The organism is Schlesneria sphaerica, from assembly GCF_044336245.1.
Classification (GTDB): domain Bacteria; phylum Planctomycetota; class Planctomycetia; order Planctomycetales; family Planctomycetaceae; genus Schlesneria; species Schlesneria sphaerica.
On record NZ_CP172346.1, the window covers coordinates 996,610 to 1,017,532 of the forward strand.

Annotated in this window: 16 protein-coding genes; 7 read left to right on the forward strand and 9 right to left on the reverse strand. The window is 56.4% G+C overall.

Annotated features, from left to right (window positions below; genetic code table 11):
- Positions 1 to 93 precede the first annotated feature (93 nt).
- The 5 genes from ACGY09_RS03860 to ACGY09_RS03880 form a co-directional block, all read right to left on the reverse strand.
- Positions 94 to 666, reverse strand: a complete 573-nt coding sequence (locus tag ACGY09_RS03860; protein WP_397570527.1) for a VOC family protein — start codon at positions 664 to 666, stop codon at positions 94 to 96.
- A gap of 91 nt (positions 667 to 757) precedes the next feature.
- Positions 758 to 1,117, reverse strand: coding sequence for a preQ(1) synthase (gene queF / locus ACGY09_RS03865; RefSeq protein WP_397570528.1), 360 nt, complete (start codon positions 1,115 to 1,117; stop codon positions 758 to 760).
- A 194-nt stretch (positions 1,118 to 1,311) separates the two neighbouring features.
- Positions 1,312 to 2,670 (reverse strand): DUF711 family protein, encoded by a 1,359-nt coding sequence (locus tag ACGY09_RS03870; RefSeq protein WP_373651504.1) that lies wholly within the window; start codon positions 2,668 to 2,670, stop codon positions 1,312 to 1,314.
- Between the two features lie 76 nt (positions 2,671 to 2,746).
- Positions 2,747 to 3,367 (reverse strand): glycine cleavage system protein R, encoded by a 621-nt coding sequence (locus ACGY09_RS03875; protein ID WP_373651503.1) that lies wholly within the window; start codon positions 3,365 to 3,367, stop codon positions 2,747 to 2,749.
- A gap of 52 nt (positions 3,368 to 3,419) precedes the next feature.
- Entirely contained in the window at positions 3,420 to 4,208 is a 789-nt protein-coding gene (locus tag ACGY09_RS03880; protein WP_397570529.1) for a sugar phosphate isomerase/epimerase family protein, read from the reverse strand.
- Between the two features lie 492 nt (positions 4,209 to 4,700).
- Here ACGY09_RS03880 and ACGY09_RS03885 point away from each other — a divergent pair, with 492 nt between their 5' ends.
- The 4 genes from ACGY09_RS03885 (at position 4,701) to ribD (ending at position 10,186) form a co-directional block, all read left to right on the forward strand.
- Entirely contained in the window at positions 4,701 to 5,264 is a 564-nt protein-coding gene (locus ACGY09_RS03885; protein WP_373651501.1) for a hypothetical protein, read from the forward strand.
- 377 nt (positions 5,265 to 5,641) lie between these two features.
- The gene (locus tag ACGY09_RS03890) at positions 5,642 to 6,487 is read left to right on the forward strand and encodes a hypothetical protein (protein WP_397570530.1); all 846 of its coding nucleotides are present in this window, start codon (positions 5,642 to 5,644) and stop codon (positions 6,485 to 6,487) included.
- Between the two features lie 312 nt (positions 6,488 to 6,799).
- Complete coding sequence (locus tag ACGY09_RS03895; RefSeq protein WP_397570531.1) at positions 6,800 to 8,941, forward strand: SEC-C metal-binding domain-containing protein; 2,142 nt, start codon at positions 6,800 to 6,802, stop codon at positions 8,939 to 8,941.
- A gap of 123 nt (positions 8,942 to 9,064) precedes the next feature.
- Positions 9,065 to 10,186 carry a bifunctional diaminohydroxyphosphoribosylaminopyrimidine deaminase/5-amino-6-(5-phosphoribosylamino)uracil reductase RibD gene (ribD, locus tag ACGY09_RS03900; RefSeq protein ID WP_373651498.1) on the forward strand — a complete coding sequence of 374 codons (1,122 nt, stop codon included), beginning with the start codon at positions 9,065 to 9,067 and terminating at the stop codon, positions 10,184 to 10,186.
- A 125-nt stretch (positions 10,187 to 10,311) separates the two neighbouring features.
- Here ribD and ACGY09_RS03905 read toward each other — a convergent pair whose 3' ends face one another.
- Together ACGY09_RS03905 and ACGY09_RS03910 are read right to left on the reverse strand one after the other, a co-directional pair.
- Positions 10,312 to 11,676, reverse strand: a complete 1,365-nt coding sequence (locus tag ACGY09_RS03905; RefSeq protein ID WP_373651497.1) for a hypothetical protein — start codon at positions 11,674 to 11,676, stop codon at positions 10,312 to 10,314.
- Between the two features lie 388 nt (positions 11,677 to 12,064).
- On the reverse strand, positions 12,065 to 12,853 hold the full coding sequence (locus ACGY09_RS03910) for a TrmH family RNA methyltransferase (protein WP_397570532.1): 789 nt from the start codon (positions 12,851 to 12,853) through the stop codon (positions 12,065 to 12,067).
- 535 nt (positions 12,854 to 13,388) lie between these two features.
- Between ACGY09_RS03910 and ACGY09_RS03915 the strand changes: the two genes are divergently transcribed.
- Positions 13,389 to 14,477: a WD40 repeat domain-containing protein gene (locus tag ACGY09_RS03915; RefSeq protein ID WP_397570533.1), complete on the forward strand. Its 1,089-nt coding sequence runs from the start codon at positions 13,389 to 13,391 to the stop codon at positions 14,475 to 14,477.
- 120 nt (positions 14,478 to 14,597) lie between these two features.
- Here the strand turns inward: ACGY09_RS03915 and ACGY09_RS03920 are convergent, their stop codons facing one another.
- The gene (locus ACGY09_RS03920; protein WP_397570534.1) at positions 14,598 to 15,893 is read right to left on the reverse strand and encodes a PP2C family protein-serine/threonine phosphatase; all 1,296 of its coding nucleotides are present in this window, start codon (positions 15,891 to 15,893) and stop codon (positions 14,598 to 14,600) included.
- Between the two features lie 273 nt (positions 15,894 to 16,166).
- Here ACGY09_RS03920 and ACGY09_RS03925 point away from each other — a divergent pair, with 273 nt between their 5' ends.
- The gene (locus tag ACGY09_RS03925) at positions 16,167 to 17,663 is read left to right on the forward strand and encodes a hypothetical protein (protein ID WP_397570535.1); all 1,497 of its coding nucleotides are present in this window, start codon (positions 16,167 to 16,169) and stop codon (positions 17,661 to 17,663) included.
- 393 nt (positions 17,664 to 18,056) lie between these two features.
- On the opposite strand, the gene ACGY09_RS03930 is transcribed toward ACGY09_RS03925, so the two are convergent.
- The gene (locus ACGY09_RS03930) at positions 18,057 to 19,757 is read right to left on the reverse strand and encodes an MFS transporter (RefSeq protein WP_397570536.1); all 1,701 of its coding nucleotides are present in this window, start codon (positions 19,755 to 19,757) and stop codon (positions 18,057 to 18,059) included.
- Positions 19,758 to 20,026: 269 nt separating this feature from the next.
- Here ACGY09_RS03930 and ACGY09_RS03935 point away from each other — a divergent pair, with 269 nt between their 5' ends.
- Positions 20,027 to 20,809, forward strand: coding sequence for a glutamine amidotransferase (locus ACGY09_RS03935; RefSeq protein WP_397570537.1), 783 nt, complete (start codon positions 20,027 to 20,029; stop codon positions 20,807 to 20,809).
- Positions 20,810 to 20,923: the final 114 nt, after the last annotated feature.

The following is a 20,923-nucleotide window of genomic DNA, read 5'->3' on the forward strand; positions in this document are numbered from 1 at the left end:
CCCGAAGACCAGACCAGCACAACGATTTGAACGATGTTCGGATCGTCGACGGCTCGATGCTCACACCAGAGCGGGCATTTGCGTCAGGCCGGATTACTTCTTAGACCAGGGACCGACCAGTTCGACCAGATTCCCGTCGGGATCACGATAGTTGGCCAGCGCCAAACCTGCGGGGAAGCCTTGAGGAAGGGGTACCGGGCATTTTGCAATCGGCTTGCCGCCACCCTTGGCGGCATTCTCCACAGCCAGATTAAGATTCTTGACGGGGATTGTCAGGTAGCGGAAACCGTACGACGAGTGAATAAACGTGTTGTCCACGCGGGCCCCTGGCGTCGACTTGAACTGCATCAGCTTCAATTTCGTCGCTGTTTCCCCCTCGCCCAGCACCAGCACATGGACGTCCAGATCAATGTTATTCGACAGGCCAGTATCGAGTCCAAACGCGCCGGGAACCTTGAAGCCAGGGACTTCAGTGAAACCGAGAACATCCTTGTAGAACTTCAGCGACTTATCGAGGTCACTGACCACCATCCCCAGATCAATCGTCTGGCTGGCGAAGTTCGAATCTCGCTGCCCCTTCTGATTGGCAAATCCCCCCAGCGCAAAGGCCGTAAGAGCAACACCGGTCAAGCAAACGACGCGAAACCATGTATTTCGGCGATTCATAGAAGCCTCTCGAGTCTGATGGAAACAGGACCAGGTTCCAGTAACGGCCGTTACGGTAATTGCGAGTTCGCCGGCAAGCAACTGAATCGGGTTATTTGTTCCCGGGAGCCTTGTAGGTCACCGTGACGTTGGTGCGAATTCCGCCGCGGGGAGTATAAGCCCCCACCAGCGTCATGGATCGAGGTTTTGTCACGGCGACCAGATCGTCCAGAATCTCGTTTGTCACCGCTTCATAGAACGCCCCGTGATTGCGAAACTGCTGGAGATAGAGCTTTAGCGACTTCAGTTCGTAACAGAGCTGGTCCGGTACGTACGTTAAAGTCAGCACGCCGAAGTCTGGTTGTCCGGTCTTGGGACACAGCGAGGTGAATTCGGGACAGATCGTCTCGATGGAGTAGTCCCGCGTCGGGTAGGGATTGGGGAAAGTCTCGAGCATGTCACGGAAAGGCATATTGCAGTCTCAATTTCAGTAATGGGTCATGGCGTGTTCGAAACGCCGGATCGTGCTGGAAGGCAACAGGGTTGGCAACGGCAATGAATTCTCGTCGCAGCCAACCCGCCGGCGGAACTGATCGTCATGGGATTGTAGTGACGCCGACGCGTTTCCCAATCCCTCAGCGGGATAGAAAGCAAAGTTTTGAAGCGTCAGCGGATCGGGGGCAACCGCCCACCATGTTCGATGAATCGATGGGACAGCCCCGCTCCTCGAACCGGCAGAATCACGGTGCTTCCCTTCATTCGATTGTAGGAAACCAGTTCACCGGCTTCCTTCCCAGGAACGACGATTAGCCGTACCGCTGCAGGACGCCTGTTAAGCACAGCAAAGGAGACCTGATCCGAGATAATCGCCGCCAGTGTGGCAACGTCGGTATCTCCCGGAAGACAAATCAGGTCCAGGCCGTTGGCGCCGGAATTGGCGGCCATGCACAACTGGTCGAAAGTCAGCGTTCCTGACTGAGTTGCGGCAGCCAGCGATTCGTCTTCCAGGACAGACAGCATGATTCTGGAATAAGACCCTGCAGAACAGGAAGCGAAAGCCGAACCTGCACGCATGGCGCTGAGAATCATCGAAAGGGCTGTGGCCGTCCCAGGAGCACCGACGCGTTTGATTCCCAGCAGAGGCAGTAAATCGACAACGCTGTCTCCGGGACGGTGAGTGGGCGCTAATGTGACGTCGATACTGCCGAAATCCGCCCCCAGCCGGCTGGCAATCTCACGGCCAACGAGTTCCGCCGTTCGGGTCGCCTGAAACACGGCCGTCTGAATGACCGAAGCAAACTCATCCAGCCGGGAATTCGGATTCTCAAGCAGCCGCTGCTCCAAAGCATGACGGATGATCGCCGCGGCCCCGACTCCGACATGGACGACCAGGTCACCCCAGCCGTCGCCGAGGCAGGCTCCTGTCAGATGAGGGTGCCCCGTCGAGTCGTTCGCGAGCACCGCAAGTTTTGCGGCTGCGTCACCATTACGATCCCGCGTCGCCTCTGCGGCTTGCAGCAGAGTCTCGGCCACCAGCGAGATCGCGTCCATGTTCACGCCATTCTCGGTCGAGCCGACATGAACGGCTGCACGCAAACGCTCGGTGTGGGTCAGTGCTTCCGGCAGGCTTGTAATCAACTGCCGGGCACTCTGCGTCATCCCGTGCTGGACATCCGCGGCATATCCCCCGATTCGATCAGCGTGAACGTTGGCCGCGGCGCCATCCAGTGTCTTGGCGATGTTGACGAAGTCCGACGCATTAAATCCCTGCGCAACCCGGTCGATCGGGGTGACACACAATCGACGCTGCAGGACCGGAACCCCGGTCAGCGCGGCGACTTCCGAGCAGACGGCATTCAGCCGCCCTGCTTTTGAAATGATCCGATGATAGATCCCTTCGCACAGCTTATGGAAATTGCGATCCGCGCAATCCGAGATATTGATACCCAGTGTGACCGTGCGCACATCCAGCGGCAACTGTCGCAACTGTTGCAGGGCTGAAAAGAACCCTGTTAATTGATCCATAGTGGAACTCTGCGGAGAGGATTGAGTTGGTGACGAATTCGGGAAACGTTTCCCATCCGAACATCGTGGGCGAACGTCACGGGACGACCGCGTTGGAAACGACCGTGTTGAAGCCAACTGGTTCTGGATGCGCCAGTGCGGCGATCACTCGACGATGCTGTAATGAAACAGTGATACCATCCGCCTGAAATTCATTGCGGAGCTCTTCACATAATTGCAGCGCGTCAACACCTGGAGGTACCGACAGTTCCATCGCTGCCAGGAACATTTTGGCTTGTGATTCTTTGTCACGACATTCCAGCCGCCCCTGCAGATCGACCAGATCAATTCCATCCAGGGCGAGCCGATGTGCCAGAAACCGCAGGACACCTGGCCGATCAGGCCCGGCAAGGGTTAAAACGTAGCGTTCCTTTGGCGTTGGCTCGGTAGCTCCGTCGAAGCCCATGTCCTTTTCAGGATCGCGCAGAGTCACATCAGCACCGAACGCCCGACAGACCGCACGTATGTGCTCAACAATCACCTCGGGGTCCTGGTCGTCGGCAAACTCAGCCGCCATGATCATGGCAAAGAATTTCTGGATGACCGCCTGACTGACGTCACGCAAGTTGCCGCCCAGCTCATCAAGTGCGTTCGCCAGGGCTGCAAGGATGCCAGTCCGATTTGCAGCAACCACCGTCATGATGTAAAGCTTCGACATAGTTACTTTCAACGCAAAGGCGATGAGGTCATTTTCTCAATCGGAACCAGTCTTAGCCACCCAGCAGACTCTGTCGGATAAGCCCCAGGCCGCGACGGATGTCAGAGGCGCGATCGTCCCCCTCGGTTCGGATGGCGGTCAACCAACCTCGATAGTCCATTTCACTCAGCAACGCAAAGACTTCAATCCAGTCAACGTTCCCCCGCCCGACAGCCCGTTCTTCACCCCCGCGCATTCCGGAATCTCCGTCCCGCAGCTGCACATGAACGACGTGTTCGTGCAGAATGCGCAGCGATTCTGCAACCGGACGACGAGTCATGGCAAAGTGAGCGGGGTCGAAATCGATGCCGATCAATCCCGTCTTGATCTCTTGCACCAACTTCAGCAGGGTCTCTGCCGAATCGTTCGTCGGTGTGATGGCAAGGGTGGTGCCAATATGAGTTGAATGGCGGGCCAGATCACTCAGCACTTCAACCAGAAGTTGTCGATCTTTCGATTCCGCCTCTTCCGGAATTCGCCCGACACGCAAACAGAGCACAGTCGAATTCAATGAATAAGCAAATTTCATTGCATCGCGGATTGCTGCAATTCGAACGTCGAGCTTGTCCTGTTCAAACAGGGGATAATTCAGGGGAAAGACGGCCCCGGACACGATAAGACCGTATTCGCTGATCTGATGCAGCAGATCACGGCGTCCGGTTGACGTAATTTCGGATGCTCGCAGCTCGTAGCGGAGATCGAACTGCACCCCTTTCACATTCAACTCGGCCGCCGTCTTGATCGATTCAAGAAGCGGTTCAGCAAAACAGCGTGTCCCAACAGCAAGTCGAAATTGGCGCATAGTGATCGAGTAGCTTTAAAATGAGAGTTTCGTGTGCCGATATAGTTTAACAAGTAACGGCAATTTGCCCACGAACTCGCCCCTGACGAGTCCGTGTGGGTTGGCACAGATTGTTCGTAATCGGAACAGCCTCCGTAAGAATCAGGATGGGAACAATTCGGAACTCTTCCCCAAACAGGGAGTCTCCGCGGATGCGATCCCCTCAGCGAAGACATTTCGAGAATTCGCATGTGATTTGTCACACGTGGGGAAAATACGATGCGATAACCGGGAAACTTTTGGCAGAGAAACTTTGATTCAAAAACCTCGCACTCCCCCCAGGCTCGTCAGTTTGTCGTAATACCGCGTCCCGGAACATGGATTATCAATTGTTGAGGGTTTCCTCGAGTCAATGCCAGTTGAAACCGGTCTTGAGCAAAAATGGATTTCCTGCCACATTCCTCGCGCAGCCCCCTCACGATGCCAAATCATCAACCCAGTAACCGTGTTCGAATGTTAAAGCGACTGATTCCTGTCGGATTGATTGCTTTGGCGACCACTGCCCTTTGCGGTTGTGTGTCGCTTGACGCAAAAGGTCCGCCAATCGCGAACCCCGTTTTTGTGCGGGCGAACAATCCGGAAGAGGCGTGGGAACGGACGGTGGATGTCGTCCACGACTATCTTTTCGAAATTGAACGGGAAAATAAGCTGGGGGGCGTCATCGAGACCCGTTACAAGACTGGTGCCAGCATGCTGGAACCGTGGCATCCGGACACTGTCGGGGCAGAAAACCGATGGGAAAGCAGCCTGCAGTCGATTCGCCGTAAAGCCTTTGTCCGTTTTACCCCCGCGCCTGGTGGGTATCTGGTCGGCATTGAGGCGGTCAAGGAACTGGAAGACGTATCAAAGGCAGCCAATTTCGCCGGGGGTGCGACTTTTCTCGACAACAGTGCACTGCAGCGTGACCTGAATCCGGTCGTGGGACAGGCAACCCCCTCTGGATGGATCAACAAAGGGCGTGACGAAGATCTTGAGCAGGCCATGCTCAGAACGCTGAACCGTCGTTTTTCTCAATAGCCGCTCTGGTCGAATCGACTCAGCTTCGATCGAGTGCATCTCTGTCGCATGCTCGCGGTGACGAACTTCTTGATGCGGCCTGCTCCACACAAAATCTCCCGACCGACGATGCCCATCTGCTACGACAGGCGCCTCAACGACCCGGTAACGACCGGTAATGACTATTAAAAGAATGTTCTGTCGCTCCGATACATCAGGAATTCTCTTAAGCGTTTCCTGATTGGTGACGAACTATCGACCAGGACTTCATGGAATTGTCGTGATTGCCGTTCGACAGGCAAAACCTGCCGTTGTCAGATTTTGCGATTGCCGATAGCTTCTCGCTCGCGTGCGGGCCGTGTGGCTCGCCGTCAGACCGATTTGCCATGGATGGCGAAATGAAACGCGGAATGCTGGCATTGATATTCGCTTGCCTGGCCTCTTGCGGCTGTGCGGGCAAAGTGGACACTGACCTGCTGCAGGCTCGCATCCGCGAGCAGGCAATTCAGTTGGCGGAATCGGAGAACGAAATCGCCCGTACGCGGGCGGAGTTAAAGCGAGCTCTGTTGGAATCGGAGCGGCTCCAGGCCGAGCTCACTCCTAAGGACGGGGATACGAAGCCCCTGACCTCACTCGCTGCCAGAATAGATCGAGTCCATATTCATTCGCTGGCAAGTGGCGGGTTGAATAAGGACGATCAACCGGGTGACGACGCCGTTGTCATTCAGTTCGTTCCTGTCGACGCCGAGGGTGACATTCTTAAAGTTCCCGGCGATGTCGAATTTCGACTCTCTGATCCCCAGGCGCCCTCTTCCCAACAGGAAATTGGGTATTGGAACTTTTCTGCTGACGAATGTCGTGAACACTGGACCCGAGGTCTCACAAGTTCGGGGTACCAGTTCACCTTGCCGCTTCAGACTCGGCCAAAGCACAACAGTCTGGTACTGCACTTGAATTTCAGTACAGCCGACGACCGTCAGCTTGAAGTGTCACAGATTGTGAAGGTGGTCCCTGCATCCCAGACGGCTCGCAGGGTTGGCAGTCAGTCGCAGCCAAGGCTGGTTCGAACCGTGGACGAGTCGGACGAGATGCTGCCTCCCGTCGGTGGATGGGATTCGGACGACGAGGAAGAGGAATCGGACGTGGATGAGTCCGAGGAATCTGCCGAGACCACACCGACCTCAGATCGTGCTCTGCAGCATTCTGCCAACTGGACGGACGCAACGATCCCCCAGCTCCGTTAAAGGGAATTCGCGAGTGGAAATCGAGTGGAACGGGCAACGAGGAACCGTCTGTTTCATCTTGCAGCCAAAGCCACTTCCAATTTGCGCACAGAGACCTTCAAACGTCTTTCGTCCCCTGTCAAAGCAGGACAAATTTGGTAGACTCGCCTTCTTCGATGTGTCGGATTCTTGCGCACGTCGACCTGATTTCGTAACCCATTCGGCTCGCTTTGCAGCCGATTTAACCGCGCCCGCGGTTTCGGAAGATTCTACGCCCCGACAGGCGTCGACTTTTGGAAATACCATCGCTCATTTGTGGAAGGGACATTGATCATGTCCGTCGATATTTATGCACCGTGTCCATGCGGAAGCGGGAAGAAATTTAAGTTTTGCTGTAGCGCCATCTCCGAAGAAATGGATCGTATTGGCCGGTTGATTGAAGGGAACCAGCCGCGAGTCGGACTTCAACAACTGGAAGCACTCGAAAAGAAGGTGCCCAACAACCCGTGGGTCGGAACGACACGGGCCATGGTCCTTCTGGACCTCAACGATCCCGCTGGCGCACGTGACGTGCTGAAGCAGCTTCTGAACGCTCAACCAGACAACGAACTGGCGATCGCTCTGTTCGCTGCGGCAATGGTTCGCATGGAAGGCTTGAGCGCCGGAAAGCGAGCTGTGCACCGTGCTTTCCAGAAAAGTGCCAAGAAATTCCCGGGACTCGTGAGCGACCTGGCCAACGCGATGGCCATCGATTACGCACAACGTGGCCAGATGATGGCCGCTCGCGAACACCTGGCTCTGGCTCTGCGTCTGACCCCGGAAGAACGTCGGCAGGAACTGTTCGTTCAATTGCTGGAACTGGACGGCGAAAACGGCCTCAGCTATCCCATGCGAGGCTCACATTTACTGCCCAACATTCCGGGACTTGACCTCGAAGTCCAGAAAGAAGTGCGAAAGGCACAGAAGTACGCGGCGGTCGGTTGCTGGAGCACCGCGGCCGACGTATTCACGACGCTGGCGAATGACAATTCCTCCCGCCCCGAATTCTGGCACTCCGCCGGTCTCTGCCGAGCCTGGGACGGGGATGAAAAAGTTGCGGCCGAGGCCCTGCATCGCGCAGCGCGACAATACGAAGACCTGGCGGTGGCCATCGAATGCGAAACACTGGCACAACTGCTGGACGAGCTGACGACTCAAGATGTGATTGAAGAATGCGTCTATCAGGGAGAAGTCGGTTCCGTCTCCCGTTTGCTCACCGAACTGGACAAGCACCCCAGTATCGAACGAGTGAAACCTCCGACAAATCCGGAAGGAAGAACACCCGCTGCCGCCTATGTGGTTCTGGATACGGATCAAGTCCCTGACGACTTTTCCAACATATCACTGGAACAAATCCCGCATATCCTCGCCAAAGTCGTGGTCGATGACCTTGATGAAAAGCGAAATAGCCCTGCCACGATTGTGATCGCGGGAATTCGCGGTTCCACAATCGATCGCGCCAAGTCGATCATCTCAGCTGCTGCGGGTGATCTGCTAACGTGGTCAACGACGTCGGGCGAACCCGAAGTTGTCGGAAGAACGCCCAAAGAGTTCCACTTCCTCGACAATAACTGGTATCTCCCCAAGAAGACGCCCCTCGTGCAGCGGCAGAAGCTCTTCAATCGGTTCTGGGATACGGTCATCACCGAAAAGTGGCCTCAATTGCCACTGCGTGCCCTGGAAGGCCATACCCCCGAACAAGCCGCGAAGGATCCTGCTTACAAAGTCGCGCTGCTGGGAGCCGTATACGCTCTGGACGCCGCAGGTCAGGTCCGCGGGCGTGGTGGACTTCTCTCTGCAGCAATCAAGCGACTGAACATCGAGCCCCTTCCCGCCATTGAAGTCACCCCTGAGACGAATGTCGGCAGCCTGTCCGTCATGCAGATGCACCGGCTTCCGATCGACAAGCTCAGCGATCAGCAATTGCTGACGGTCGTCAACCGATCGATGCTGATCCGGCACGATGAGACGCTTTATCAGGTCCTCAAAGCTGCGGTTGCCCGGCCGAATCTGACTGACCACCTCGACATGCCTCGAATCATGCGCACGCTGGCAGAACTCAGCTCGATCTTCGGACAGCGTGACGAAGCCTTCGAGTGGATTGATCAAGGTCGCAAGCTTCGCGTTGAGGATGGCAAAACGGCCTTCCAGCAGGCATGGACCTGGGACCTCGCGGAACTGGCTTCTCGTCTGGAAGACCCGACTGATCCGAAGTTGCAGCAACTGCTGCATCGCTTCGTGACCTACTACGGCCCGAAGGTGCCGCAGATCCGCCCCCACATCGAACAGACACTCGAAGCGTTCGATATTCCGTCCCCGTGGAGTTCGATCGAAATCCTCAGCGGAAGCGGGGCAGCCGGTTCTGCGGGTATTTGGACATCCGACCAGAACGAGACTTCTCAGGCCGGTGGAAAGCTCTGGCTGCCCGGTCAGTAATCGCGACAGAAGAAGAGAGCAGCGGCCAGACCGCTGCTCTCTTCTTTCTCAAAGCCCTTTGAACCGGCCGGGATCCCTCCCTGCCCGAAAACATTGAATTGAAGATTGGCAAAGCAGCAGTCGATGTCGAGCAATCGCCCCTTCGACGAACAAATGATGCGACGCGCCTTGGAACTGGCAGGTCGCGGTCTTGGTCGTGTCGAACCAAATCCACTCGTCGGGGCCGTCGTCGTTGACCCCCAGGGCAGAATTCTGGGCGAAGGCTGGCACGAATACTACGGCGGTCCGCACGCGGAAGTTCGTGCACTCGAAGGACTGGGCACAGCAGCATCAGGCGCGACTCTTTACGTCACACTCGAACCCTGTTGTCACTTCGGGAAGACCCCTCCCTGTTCACAAGCCGTCATTGCGGCGGGAATCCGACGAGTCGTCACCGCAATGCGAGATCCAAACCCCCGCGTCGATGGGGGGGGCATTCAGGAATTGCTGAACGCCGGGGTACAAGTCGAGACAGGGATTCTTGAACACGAAGCCCGCCGTCTCGTCGCTCCCTTCATGATGTTGATGACACAGCAACGCCCCTGGTTTCTCGCCAAATGGGCCATGACACTCGATGGCAAGATTGCCACCCGGACGGGCCATTCAAAATGGATTTCCAATGAACGTTCACGGAACGTCGTCCATGAGTTGCGCGGACGTATGGATGGAATTCTGGTCGGCGCCGGGACGGCCCTGGCCGATGATCCCAGCTTGACTGCGCGTCCAGCCGGCCCCCGTCAGGCTGTTCGAATCGTGATCGATTCAGCCGCGCGGTTGCCCCTGACGTCTCAACTGGTGAGCACCGCAAGCGAAGTTCCCGTCCTCCTTTTTGCCACCCGAAAGGCCGCCCCTGAGCGTTGCGAGCAATTAAGTGAGGCGGGCGTGGAAGTCGTCGTCGTTAGCGAGGACTCGCGACAGCACTGCGATGTCACAGCGGTTGCGGCTGAGTTGGGCCGACGGCGCATGACGAACGTGCTGATCGAAGGAGGAAGCGGAATCCATGGAGCGTTTTTCGAACATCAATTAATCGACGAGCTTCATGCGTTCATTTCCCCCAAGCTCGTGGGAGGCACTCAGGCACTCACTCCGATCGGGGGCCGCGGCATCGATTTCGTTCCTGAGTTGGCTTCGCTGGAGAGCCCATCGGTTGAGCTGCTGGATGGCGACGTCTACATTCATGGGTTGCTCAAAAAAGCTTGCCCGTAAACAGCGAAAGCCGACTCAAATGAGTCGGCTTTCCGTTCTGACCAGTTCCGATCGGCCGGGTCTGGAGTTCTGAGGGCGGGGATGTCCCTCAGAACCGTTTTCCAAACCAGACGTTCTACTCGTGGTTAGTGTCCGCAGTTGCTGCTGGGGACTGCGACGGCACCACCCTGGCAGGGGGTGCTGACACAAACCGTTTGAACGGGGATGCGTCGGCAAATCGTGCGCGGCACTGAGATCACCTTGGTTTCGACAACCTGACGTGGGACACACTTCGTTCGGGTCACCATTTTCGTTTCACAAACCTGACGGCAAGTCGTGTAAGGAACGCGGCGGGTGCGAACTTCCTGCGTCATCGTGCAAGTGGTGTAAGGAACCTTCTTGGTGATGGTTTCGCTGGTCCACGAGCAGGTCGTGTAAGGGACCTTCTTGGTGATCGTTTCGCAGGTCCAGGTGCAGGTCGTGTAAGGAACCTTCTTGGTGATCGTTTCGCAGGTCCACGAGCAAGTCGTGTATGGAACCTTCTTGGTCACCGTGTGCTGTTCGTAACGGACGCAGGTGTAAGGAACCTGCTTGACGACGGTTTCAGGAACCTTGCGGCAGACCGTGTAAGGCTGCTGACAGTGACGGACTTCTTGCTCCATCCGTGTACAGGTAATGGTGCGGGTTTCAACCCGAGGAACCCAGCGGCGGCAGCAGACAGTGCGACAGGTCTGTTCACAAACCGTCTGGCAGCAGCCTGGCTGATAGACGCAACGGTTGAGGCAAGCATCCCACGACCAGGTCCCGGGATTGCTGGTGTGCCGTTTCACCACGGGGCCCGGAATCTGCTTTGTCTCAGTCACCCAGTCGCCGGTGCAGACCTGGATTTCCTTGGTTTCACAAACTGGCTTGCAAACGGTGTAGCAGACGTCGCGGTAGCGGGTCTCGGTTTCGGTGCGATAAGTCGTGCAGCAGACGTCGCGGTATTTCGTTTCGTAAACTGGTTTGGTGATGGTGCAGCAAACGTCGCGGTAGCAGGTCTGATAAACCGGCTTACGAACGGTGCAGCAGACGTCGCGGTAGCAGGTCTGATAGACCGGCTTGCGAATCGTGCAGCAGACATCGCGGTAGCAGGTCTGGTAGACCGGCTTGCGAATCGTGCAGCAAACGTCACGGTAGCAGGTCTGGTAGACCGGCTTGCAAACGGTGTAGCACTCATCACGATAGCAGGTCTCGTGAATGGTCCGTGTGCAGGTCACAGGAAACTGTTCCGTACACTGATCGTACACGGTTCGGCAGCAGGTGATCGTCTTCTGATCGTAGACGGTTTCACGCACTGTCTGATAACTGGTCCCGCAGCAGCTCTTGGCTGCCACGTAATCACCACAGGGGGCACATGCTGCTGGAGCACAATTCTTGTAGCTCGCCGCCCCGCAGTAGGAGGCTTCAACGTTGACGTCGGAAGCAAGCGCCAGCAAGCTCGCTACGACGATCCAGGTTATGTATCTCATCAATCGGTCCCTTAATCCCTGTCAGAACGGCTCGTCAAAGTGGTAGTCACGATGGGTGTCTGCAGGTTTGAAACGGGCTTCGTCCGTTATCTAATAGGATCGACCGTCAAGGTCCGCCTGCATGAGCCAAAGCGCGTAGATTCCCGCGCAGAACTCAATTCAGTGGAAATTCCCTGAAGAGACCGAGCCTAAGGTCGCCCTGTTTACCTTGTCACCTCATCCTGTCGCCTAGATCGGCAAATTCCGCTGGCTCTCTCAAAATCGAATCAGCGAGAAGCTGTCAGAATTGCCGAACTGTGTTAGACGAGTCCAATTCTTAGGATCACGCGTTTGGGAAGGAATAAACGGACCCGACAGATGGGATGGGACAATAGGTTGATGAAATAAACTACAGCGCTCGACCCGAGATGGGTCCATTAGGAAACCGAGGAGTATCAGGGCGTTCAGGCGAACGAATCAGTTCCCACAGAAGGATCGCCGCCGTGACAGAAACATTCAGAGACTCGACAAACCCGGATCCGGGAATGGTCGTCAGCTCGTGACAGGCACTCATCACTTCCCGATCCAGCCCAAGCTCTTCGTTGCCCAAAACGATGGCATAGGGCCGTTCCTGGTTTCTTCCTTTTGTGGGCGAACCACCACGGGTCGCAGCACCGACAATAAAGTAGTAGGGGCGGATCGCTCGCAGAAAGCCAGGTAGATGGTCCACACAGAAGACCTCGACGTGATCCAGCCCCCCTTCGGCGACGCGATAGGTCGCCTCGGTCGGCAGTGCCGCCTGAGGATGATCGGGAATGATCAGCTTTGTGACCCCAAAGAAAGCGGCCGTTCGGATGATTGCACCTAAATTGTGCACGTTGCTCACCCGGTCAAGAATCAGCAGCGAAAGACCACTGCTGGCCCATTGACGGACTTCATCCAGGCGGGGTGAGCGGATCTGGGGCGGTTGCACCACTACCACAACCCCGCCGTGATGGATGGACCCCGAAATGCGTTCAAGTTCTTCGGGTTCAACACAGCGGTAAACAAGCCGTTCTTTGGCCATCCATCTGCAAAGGTCACCGATCTCCGGTGCGATGGGAAGAGTGAAAAAAAGCCGTTTCACCGTGCTGGACGCTGTTTCGAAACGAGAGCGAACGGCGTTGAGGCCACAGATGACCAGTTCGCGGGAACGCATAGAACGCACTTTCTGGCGCAAGGATTAAAAGCTGAGTCGTGGGATCCAATGTCACACGGGCGAGGTTCGTGCGTCTATTGTGCGCGAATGATTGCCTATTTTACCAGCACTCGGGCAGACACAAGGACCCCTTTCAATAGGCCGCCTCAAATAAACGGACACCTTCGCAATAGAATTGTTCATGTTGCTTGCAAGAACGCTTAACAAGATCGCATATTCCCCGAGTTCACCTCTGCGGCTTGCCGAAGCTTTTGTTCACTATCACTCCCTTTGAAACAGCCACACAGCATCAGAAATATATACCTAAAAACAACTTACGAGCACTTCGGAAATCCCAACCGAGAAGTGGCATGCGGTCTGCGTTGTTCACACTCCCGACAAGGAGCCTGATAATAAGGCAGTAGTCGACGCGATCATTCTCCACAATTTGAAGCAAGTAGATCGCTTTTGCAGAAAACTTGCGCACGCCGGCTGAACGAGTCAGCCATTAAGTGAGTGCGTCTCAAGAGTTTTCCGAGAGTTTAGGGAGTTTCTTGTGTTAGTCCATCGGCCCCGCCTGAATCTGAGTAGCCCCCGACATCAACGAACGGGGTTCTTCTGTTTGGGTGCCTTACGCGAGGTCTTCGTCCTTGCGTCCGCAGTCTCTATTGTCACCGTCTGTCTCTGGCAGTCCTCGGCATTTATGAAGGTTCATCTTGCCGCCGACAAACAGCCAAACGCTAGAAAGCTGCTTCCCGTCCTGGCACTGAACGTCGACCGTGAACGCGGGGCTGTCCTGGCTCATGTCTGGGGAGGCCAGCACGACGAAATTTCTCTCGATACCGGAGACGTCACGCAACAGACCATTTTTCCCGAAGTCATCGCCTATGACGCCTCCCAAAGGAACTCAGTCGTCGCACATCTTTCCGAATGGGCTGAAGGGGGAGCCATTCACCACCGGGTCGACATCTTTCGACGAGGAGAAATTCTCATCTCCGAAGAGTTCGGCACGCAGTCTCAAACTTCTGCCACCGTCAACGTCTCTGCGGACGGAACGTACGCGATCGTGATGACACTCGAAGGGAACGCCATTGGGTGGGAACTTCGAGACGAAGAACCCAAACGCCATGAGTTCACTCTCGAGCCATTGAACGTCGAAAACAACCTCTCTCCCGATGGAAACCGCCTGTTCGTCTCGGCAGACCAGGCGACCCCTTACTTCTGTGATTCCCGAACCGGGCAGTCGAAAGTGGAATTGCAGGGGCTGACGGGATTCTGCTGCTGCTCAGAATGGACCAGTGACGGTCGCTATCTTGCCGTGGGAAATCAGCACGGCGACGTGATTGTGTTCGATACGACCACGGGTAAGCAGGTCTGGCATCAGCGACTCGATTTCATGTTCGCACGGGCAGTGTCGTTCTCGCTCGATGGAACTCAACTGGCTTGCGGGGGATTCGATCACAAAACTCGCATCTGGAATCTCTCCGAACCCGAACAGCCTCCCAAAGAATTGAAAGGTCAGTATGGAATCGTAAGAGGTCTGGTCTTTGGCCCTAACGATCAGACACTGGTCTCGGCCAGCTTCGAGGGGACCATTCACGAGTGGTCAGTCGCAACCGGTCAGTTACTTCGACAATTGAGGTAATGTGGGTTGACAGCAGCAGGTCAGTCAAGCGCCCCTGCTGTCACTCTTGTTTCAGGCCCGAGACAGACAGGCAGCGACGTTTTATTCTCTCACCTTTTCACAAATTGTCTTGAAGCTCCGTCAGACAATCGTGCCTACGACGAGCGTCCGGTCATCCGAGGCGGGTGTTCCACACGAGAACTCAGCAACCGAATTGAGCAGCGTCTGAACCGTCTGCTCAGGATCCAGAGATGTGTTCGAAATCTCGTGGTCCAGTCGTGACAGACTGTAAAGTTCCTGGTCGGGTCCTGCGGCTTCCACAATCCCATCCGTGTATAGGACCAACTGATCTCCAGGACGTAGATCAATCGCCGCCTCCACTGCACGGAAAGAATGCATCACGCCCAGCGGAAAATGCTGCGCGTGAATGAGCGAGCTGATCTTGCCCGAGTCACCTCGTCGCAGCCGCGGGGGATTGTGACCAGCTGACGAGTAGGTTAACCGCAGTGTCTGGGGATCGAAGATAGCGTAAAATGCCGTCACAAATGTGCCGGTGTTACCGACATAGTGCTGACACAGGCGATCGTTCAGGTAGTTCAACATCGCCCCCGGGGTAATCGTCGAGCCGGGGAACGTATGCGCAATACTGTGCATTACGGCCATCATTACGGCCGCCGGTGTTCCATGGCCGCTGACGTCCGCGATCAGTAGCCCCCAAAGCCCGCCCCCCAGTGGAAAGAAATCGTAGTAGTCACCACCGGCCCGTCGCGCTGTCTGGTACGACGCCGCGAGTTTCATCCGGGGGATCTGAGGGAGCTTGATCGGCAGCAGCGACCGCTGAATCCGGGCGACCGCTTTCAGTTCGCGATCAATCTCTTCATAAGCTTCCTTCAGTCGCTCGGCCAGGACGAGAGTACTGGTGGCGCGTCCGAACAAGTTTGCCAGCCAAACTGATTCGGGCAGGTTCTCATACGAGAAGCCGTTTGGGACCCGCCGCATATGCAGGGACATGTTCAGCGACAAACCCTGGTCGAGCAGCGGGATCGCCTGCAGCGAGTGCTGTCCTTCGAGATATTCGTAAGCAGGATCGTCAGGAGACACGTTCAGGTTGTTGATGATCCGCGGTTCGTTTCCGTAGATCAGTTCAGCGAGGATTCCACCAGACAGTAAGGGCAAACGCTCGGGCTCTTTCCAGGGATCGATATCATCTTCCCATTCGCTGTATCGCGTGATGAGGAAGTCCGGATAGGAGAGTTCACGCCGACTCATGGCCAGGCGTCGATCAATTTGCGGATTGACCTGCCTCATCCGCTCATAGTACTCGCGTACCATGGCCTGCGGGTCAGTCTGCAAACTCAATTCGCGCATTGTCTCCATGATCTGGTTGAGACGTCGAATCGAGTTCGGTGTCGGTACAGAGGTAAATTCGCCCGTCATTGGCTGCCATCCTGCTTCATGTGGGATTAGACGCGCATCGTATCAACCCCGACAAGACCCGAGCTACGAAAGAGGCCCGTTTTTTTAAGGGGCCATTTTTTCAGCGAAATGTTCCCTGGATCCAACGGACTGGTCTCTAGAGTCCTCTCATCAAACTCGTGTCAAAATCTTCCCAGCGCACGCTGGATCAGGAAATCAGCTCATCCAGTTGCTACACTGGCAAATTGGTGGGCCATTCCGCTCGATGATTCCATCCGCTTGGAAAGGAACAGCATGTTTCCAATTGATCGTCGCGAGTTTCTCCGTGACCTCGGTGGTACGCTCGTCACTGGCAGCGCCGCTTGGTGCTCATTGAATTCACTGACATCCGCCCGAGCGGAAGACGTGGCAATAGATCCCACAATTGTCCAGTTCCGCTCCGAAATGGAAGGAGTCGTCCGCTGGATTGAGCAGGCTCCACGCGAGAAGATTCTGGAGCAGGCGGTTGAAAAACTCAAAAACGGACTTCCCTATCGGCAACTCGTCGGAGGTCTCTTTCTCGCTGGAATCCGCAATATCAAACCCCGCCCAGTCGGGTTCAAATTTCACGCGGTGATGGTGATGGGTGCGGCCCATCAACTTTCGCTCGATGCATCGCAGGCCGATCGTCTTCTTCCGTTCTTCTGGGCGCTCGATAATTTCAAAGGCGCGCAGGCCCAGGACGTCAAAGAAGGAGACTGGACCTTATCTGCTGTTCGCGATGCAGAGGTCCCTTCGGCCTCTCAGTCACGAGCACGCTTCATCGAGGCCATGGACCGCTGGGACGAAGCGGCCGCTGACGTCTCTATCGCGGGACTTTGCCGATCCGCCAGTTCCACCGAAGTTATGGAAATAGTTTGGCCGTACGCGATTCGAGACTGGCAAAACATCGGGCATAAAGCGATCTTTGCAGCCTGTGCGGGCCGCACGCTGGACTTGATCGGTTGGGAACATGCCGAGCCAGTGATGCGGTCGCTCGTCTACGGGTTGCTTAATGGGGGAAACACGGACTCAGCCGCCCCCTACGATAAGAATCGGGAATTGGCCGGCAAGATCCGCGGTGACTGGATGGACGGCAAACCCGACCCCGACGTCACTCGGTCAATGGTTCAGTCCTTGCGCGTCGCCACTACGGAAGAAGCGGCCCAGGCAGTGGTCACTCAACTCAATCGAGGCGTGGCTGCAAGCTCTCTGTGGGATGCCATCCTGCTGGCAGCCGGAGAGCTTCTGATGCGAGAACAGGCAATTGTCCCCCTTCACGCGACGACAGCCACTAACGCCCTGTTCTTCATCTTTCGACAAAGTGGAAACGATTCAACGCGGCGAGTCGCGTTGCTGCAGGCGGCATCGTGGATCGCGTTGTTCCGCGAGGGGACGCGGCAACGTGGCCGCTTCCCCGATAAGCCGAACATCGACGCATTCCAACCGAGCGATGCAGTTCCACCGTCCATTGAAGCGGTCTTCGATGGATTGCGACAGAATCGGGATACGGCAGCCGCGCAGGTGCTGGCTTACAGTCGCCATGGAGGAGATCCCGCCCGGTTCTTCGATGCAGCCCGGCATTTGATCTTCACCAAGGGGACGGACTCGCACGACTTCAAGTTTGCGGCCTCGGCCTTCGAAGATTTTTCGTACGCCAGCCCAGCCGTTCGCCCGCAACTGATGGCCGCGAGTGTCTACTACCTGCGAGGCGCAGGCGAACCTGACTCGCCATTACTTGAGCGCACCAAGCAGGCACTCGCGATTCTGTAGACCGGAACCAAGCCCCGACGTGGGTCAGCGAGAGGCGTTTCAACAAACTGGGCTCGGGTACTCAAATTTCAAAACTGGCTTCCGAGTGAGTCGATCGTTCTGATCGAATGTTAGCCAGTTTTGAGATCTGAGCACCCGACCCCAGGGCGTGCGCTCTCGGATCGCACCAGAAACATGTTCGCCTCTCTGCCGCATGCGGACGCAGGAACCATCGCCCGGGCTGCCTCAATGAGACGGATCCCACGCCGCCAGGGGCGCGGGATCCGGTTTCAAGCGTTTCCAGGTTCCAACTCATCATATTGAACAATCACATCAGTCGTCCTGATGAGACCGCCAATTTCAGAACTTAAACGCCGGATCCCCATCGACAGCTTTAGATACCTCGGGAGAACGTTACTCCGGTAGCGGTTTGCCTTTGGTCTCTGGGGCGAATGGTAGAACGAGCAATCCGATCAGGAAGATGGCACTCATCGTCACTCCCGCCTGACGCATCGGTTCCTCATACCCGTGGAACACGAACTTGCTGAAAGCTCCCAGAGCGAACGGTCCGGACGCCGCCACGAAGCGCCCCACGTTGTAGCAGAACGAAGTCCCTGTGCTGCGCAGATGCGTCGGGAAGAGCTCGGGGAAATAGATGGCGTATCCACCGAACAGAGCGAGATGGCAAAAACCCATAATGGGAATCATCCAGAAGATCTGGCTGAACTCGGTGAGGTACCCGAACACCATCACTGTACTGAGCATTGCGAGGACAAAAGCGACCGCGAAGGCGGGCTTGCGACCGGTGTAATAGGTGACGTAGGTGAAGGCATAGATCCCGAAGAAGGCACCAATGTTGAGCATGACAGATGTGAATGCCGCCCAACGCCCCAACTGATTCGTCAGCTTCTTCGCTCGTTTCGAAATGCGGTCGGTATGCCCCTCGACCGCGGCGGCATCGCCTGAAACTTCTTCGCCTGAAAGATATTCCAACCGACGCGCTCGCTCGTCATCCGTTTTGGACAGGCTCGAGGCAATCTCCGATGCGGTCGGCGTTTCCCCGGCTTTTACTCTCTTTTGTACTTCAGAGTAGATGACTTCAGCGTCTTTATTTCCTGCCGCCGGTGACAACAACTGATTGGGGAACGGGACCGCTTTTGCCTCGCTCAGTAACTGGGGCTTGCTGACAAGCAGTCGAATAAATTCCCGGTCCTTCTCGGCCTCACCTGCCACGCGCAGGTCGTTTTCGAAGGACTTGCGGAAGACGGACCGGGTCAGGTCGATACTGAAGAATCCGATGCCCCACAGTCCGATCACCCCGGACGCCGCCATGATCAGCCCGACAATCGCGTTTCGCCGCCAAGTGGGGTTACCAAACAGTTCACTGTACGATCCAAGTTGCTTCTGGAGTTGTTCGTCCGAAGCGGCCTGCCACTGTTCAGGCTCCTTCAATCGTCGACGAATCAGGATCGCGAGCAGCGCGGGCAAGGCCCCAATCACGAACATGATTCGCCAGGCGCTCCCCACCGCCCCCCGTTCTTCGAGTTCGAATAGAACAAGGCTGATCACCGCGGCCGAGATATTTCCCACAGCAGACAGTGCCTGGAGTAACCCCAACGCGAATGGTCTCGCCCGAACGGGCATCACTTCGGCTACGAGTGCCACACCAACGGCAAATTCCCCACCCACACCCAGGCCGGTCAAAAATCGAAACGCGGCAAAACTCCATGGGTCCCAGGAAAGAGCACTCAGTCCTGTAAAGGCCGAATAGAGCAGAATTGTCAGGAGCATCGTCTTGGCTCGGCCGATCCGGTCACCCAGAATTCCAAAGCCTAGACCGCCCGTCGCCCAGCCCAGCAGAAAGATCGACGTGGAAATTGAGCCATAGAACTCAACGTCCGCCTGAGCTGGGGAAACACCGGGAGCCGGTGCGAGCAGTTCGCGCATCGCGGGAACGCGAGCCAGGTTGAAAAGCTGCTGATCCATCGTGTCGAAGAGCCAACCGAGCGCTGCCACAACCAGCACAAACCAGTGATAGCGTGACAGATCTTTCCACCAGGGAGTTGAAGAGCGCGTTGGTTCTTCTGGCGATGCTGCAGTTTCAAATCCATGCATTGAGGGAAGCCTTATTCGCGGGGGGCAATTACAGTGCTAGGCGAGGGGATCAATACAACCAAATTGCGCCAGGTCTGCAAGCTCACCGGCGGGGTTTTCGGGACTTCGATCAATGAAACTGGCCATCCGCGATTATTCTGCCGCACTTTTTCACCTTGCTCTGATCTTGCGATCGACATTTCCAGCCACGGAAGCGACATTGCGGGGCAGACGGCGGGAAGCGCCATCCACTAAGATTGCGCACCTACTTTTCTCGGGAGAGTGAATCTGTGAGCGGATCGATTTTGTATTGCGGCGACACTGACCTGTACGGCGCCGCGTCCTATCTGGCAGGTATGTTGACAACCTGGAACTTTAATTTTCAGTACATCCCCAGCAACCAGCGAATCAGTATCGCGGACCTTGAGAAACCTCGATCCTTGCTGATCCTCAGCGACTACCCGGCCGCCAACTTTGCTCCAGAATGCCAGGAAGCGGCTCTCAAGCTCATTCAGCAAGGCTGCGGGCTCTTGATGATCGGCGGGTGGGAGTCGTATCACGGATTCGGCGGTGACTGGAACGGGACCCCTCTGGCGGCCGCCTTGCCCGTGGAGATCGCGGCCAAGGATGACAGAATGAACTTTGACCAATCCGCGTGGCTGGTCCCGGCAACCGAGCATCCCGCCATCAGCGGCCTGCCGTGGCTCACGCGACCTCCTGCAATTGGCGGGATGAACCGCGTGACACCAAAACCCGATTCCAAAGTGGTCCTGGAAGCTCACACCTTTAAGGTGACATACGCCGGGACATCGAATTCCGCAGGCTCGAGCAACTCGGGCTGGTCGTTCACGCCAGATCAGAAGTACCCCGCTCTGGTCACCGGTCAGTACGGGAAAGGCCGAACCGCCTCGTTCCTCAGCGACGTCGCTCCTCACTGGGTGGGGGGCTTTGTTGACTGGGGTTTGCCCCGCGTCACGGGTCAGGCTGCTCAGTCACAGGGGATCGAAGTCGGACACGATTATGCGTCGTTCTGGAAACAGTTACTGACGTGGACCGGACAACTCGGAACGTGACAAATCGTTCCCGGAGGGGACTCTACTTCGAACGAGCCGCAGGATTTCCCACGTCGTCATGACGCGTCGTGTTCGAAGCGAGTCTCCTGATCTGGCTCAAGCCGGAGTCGCGGG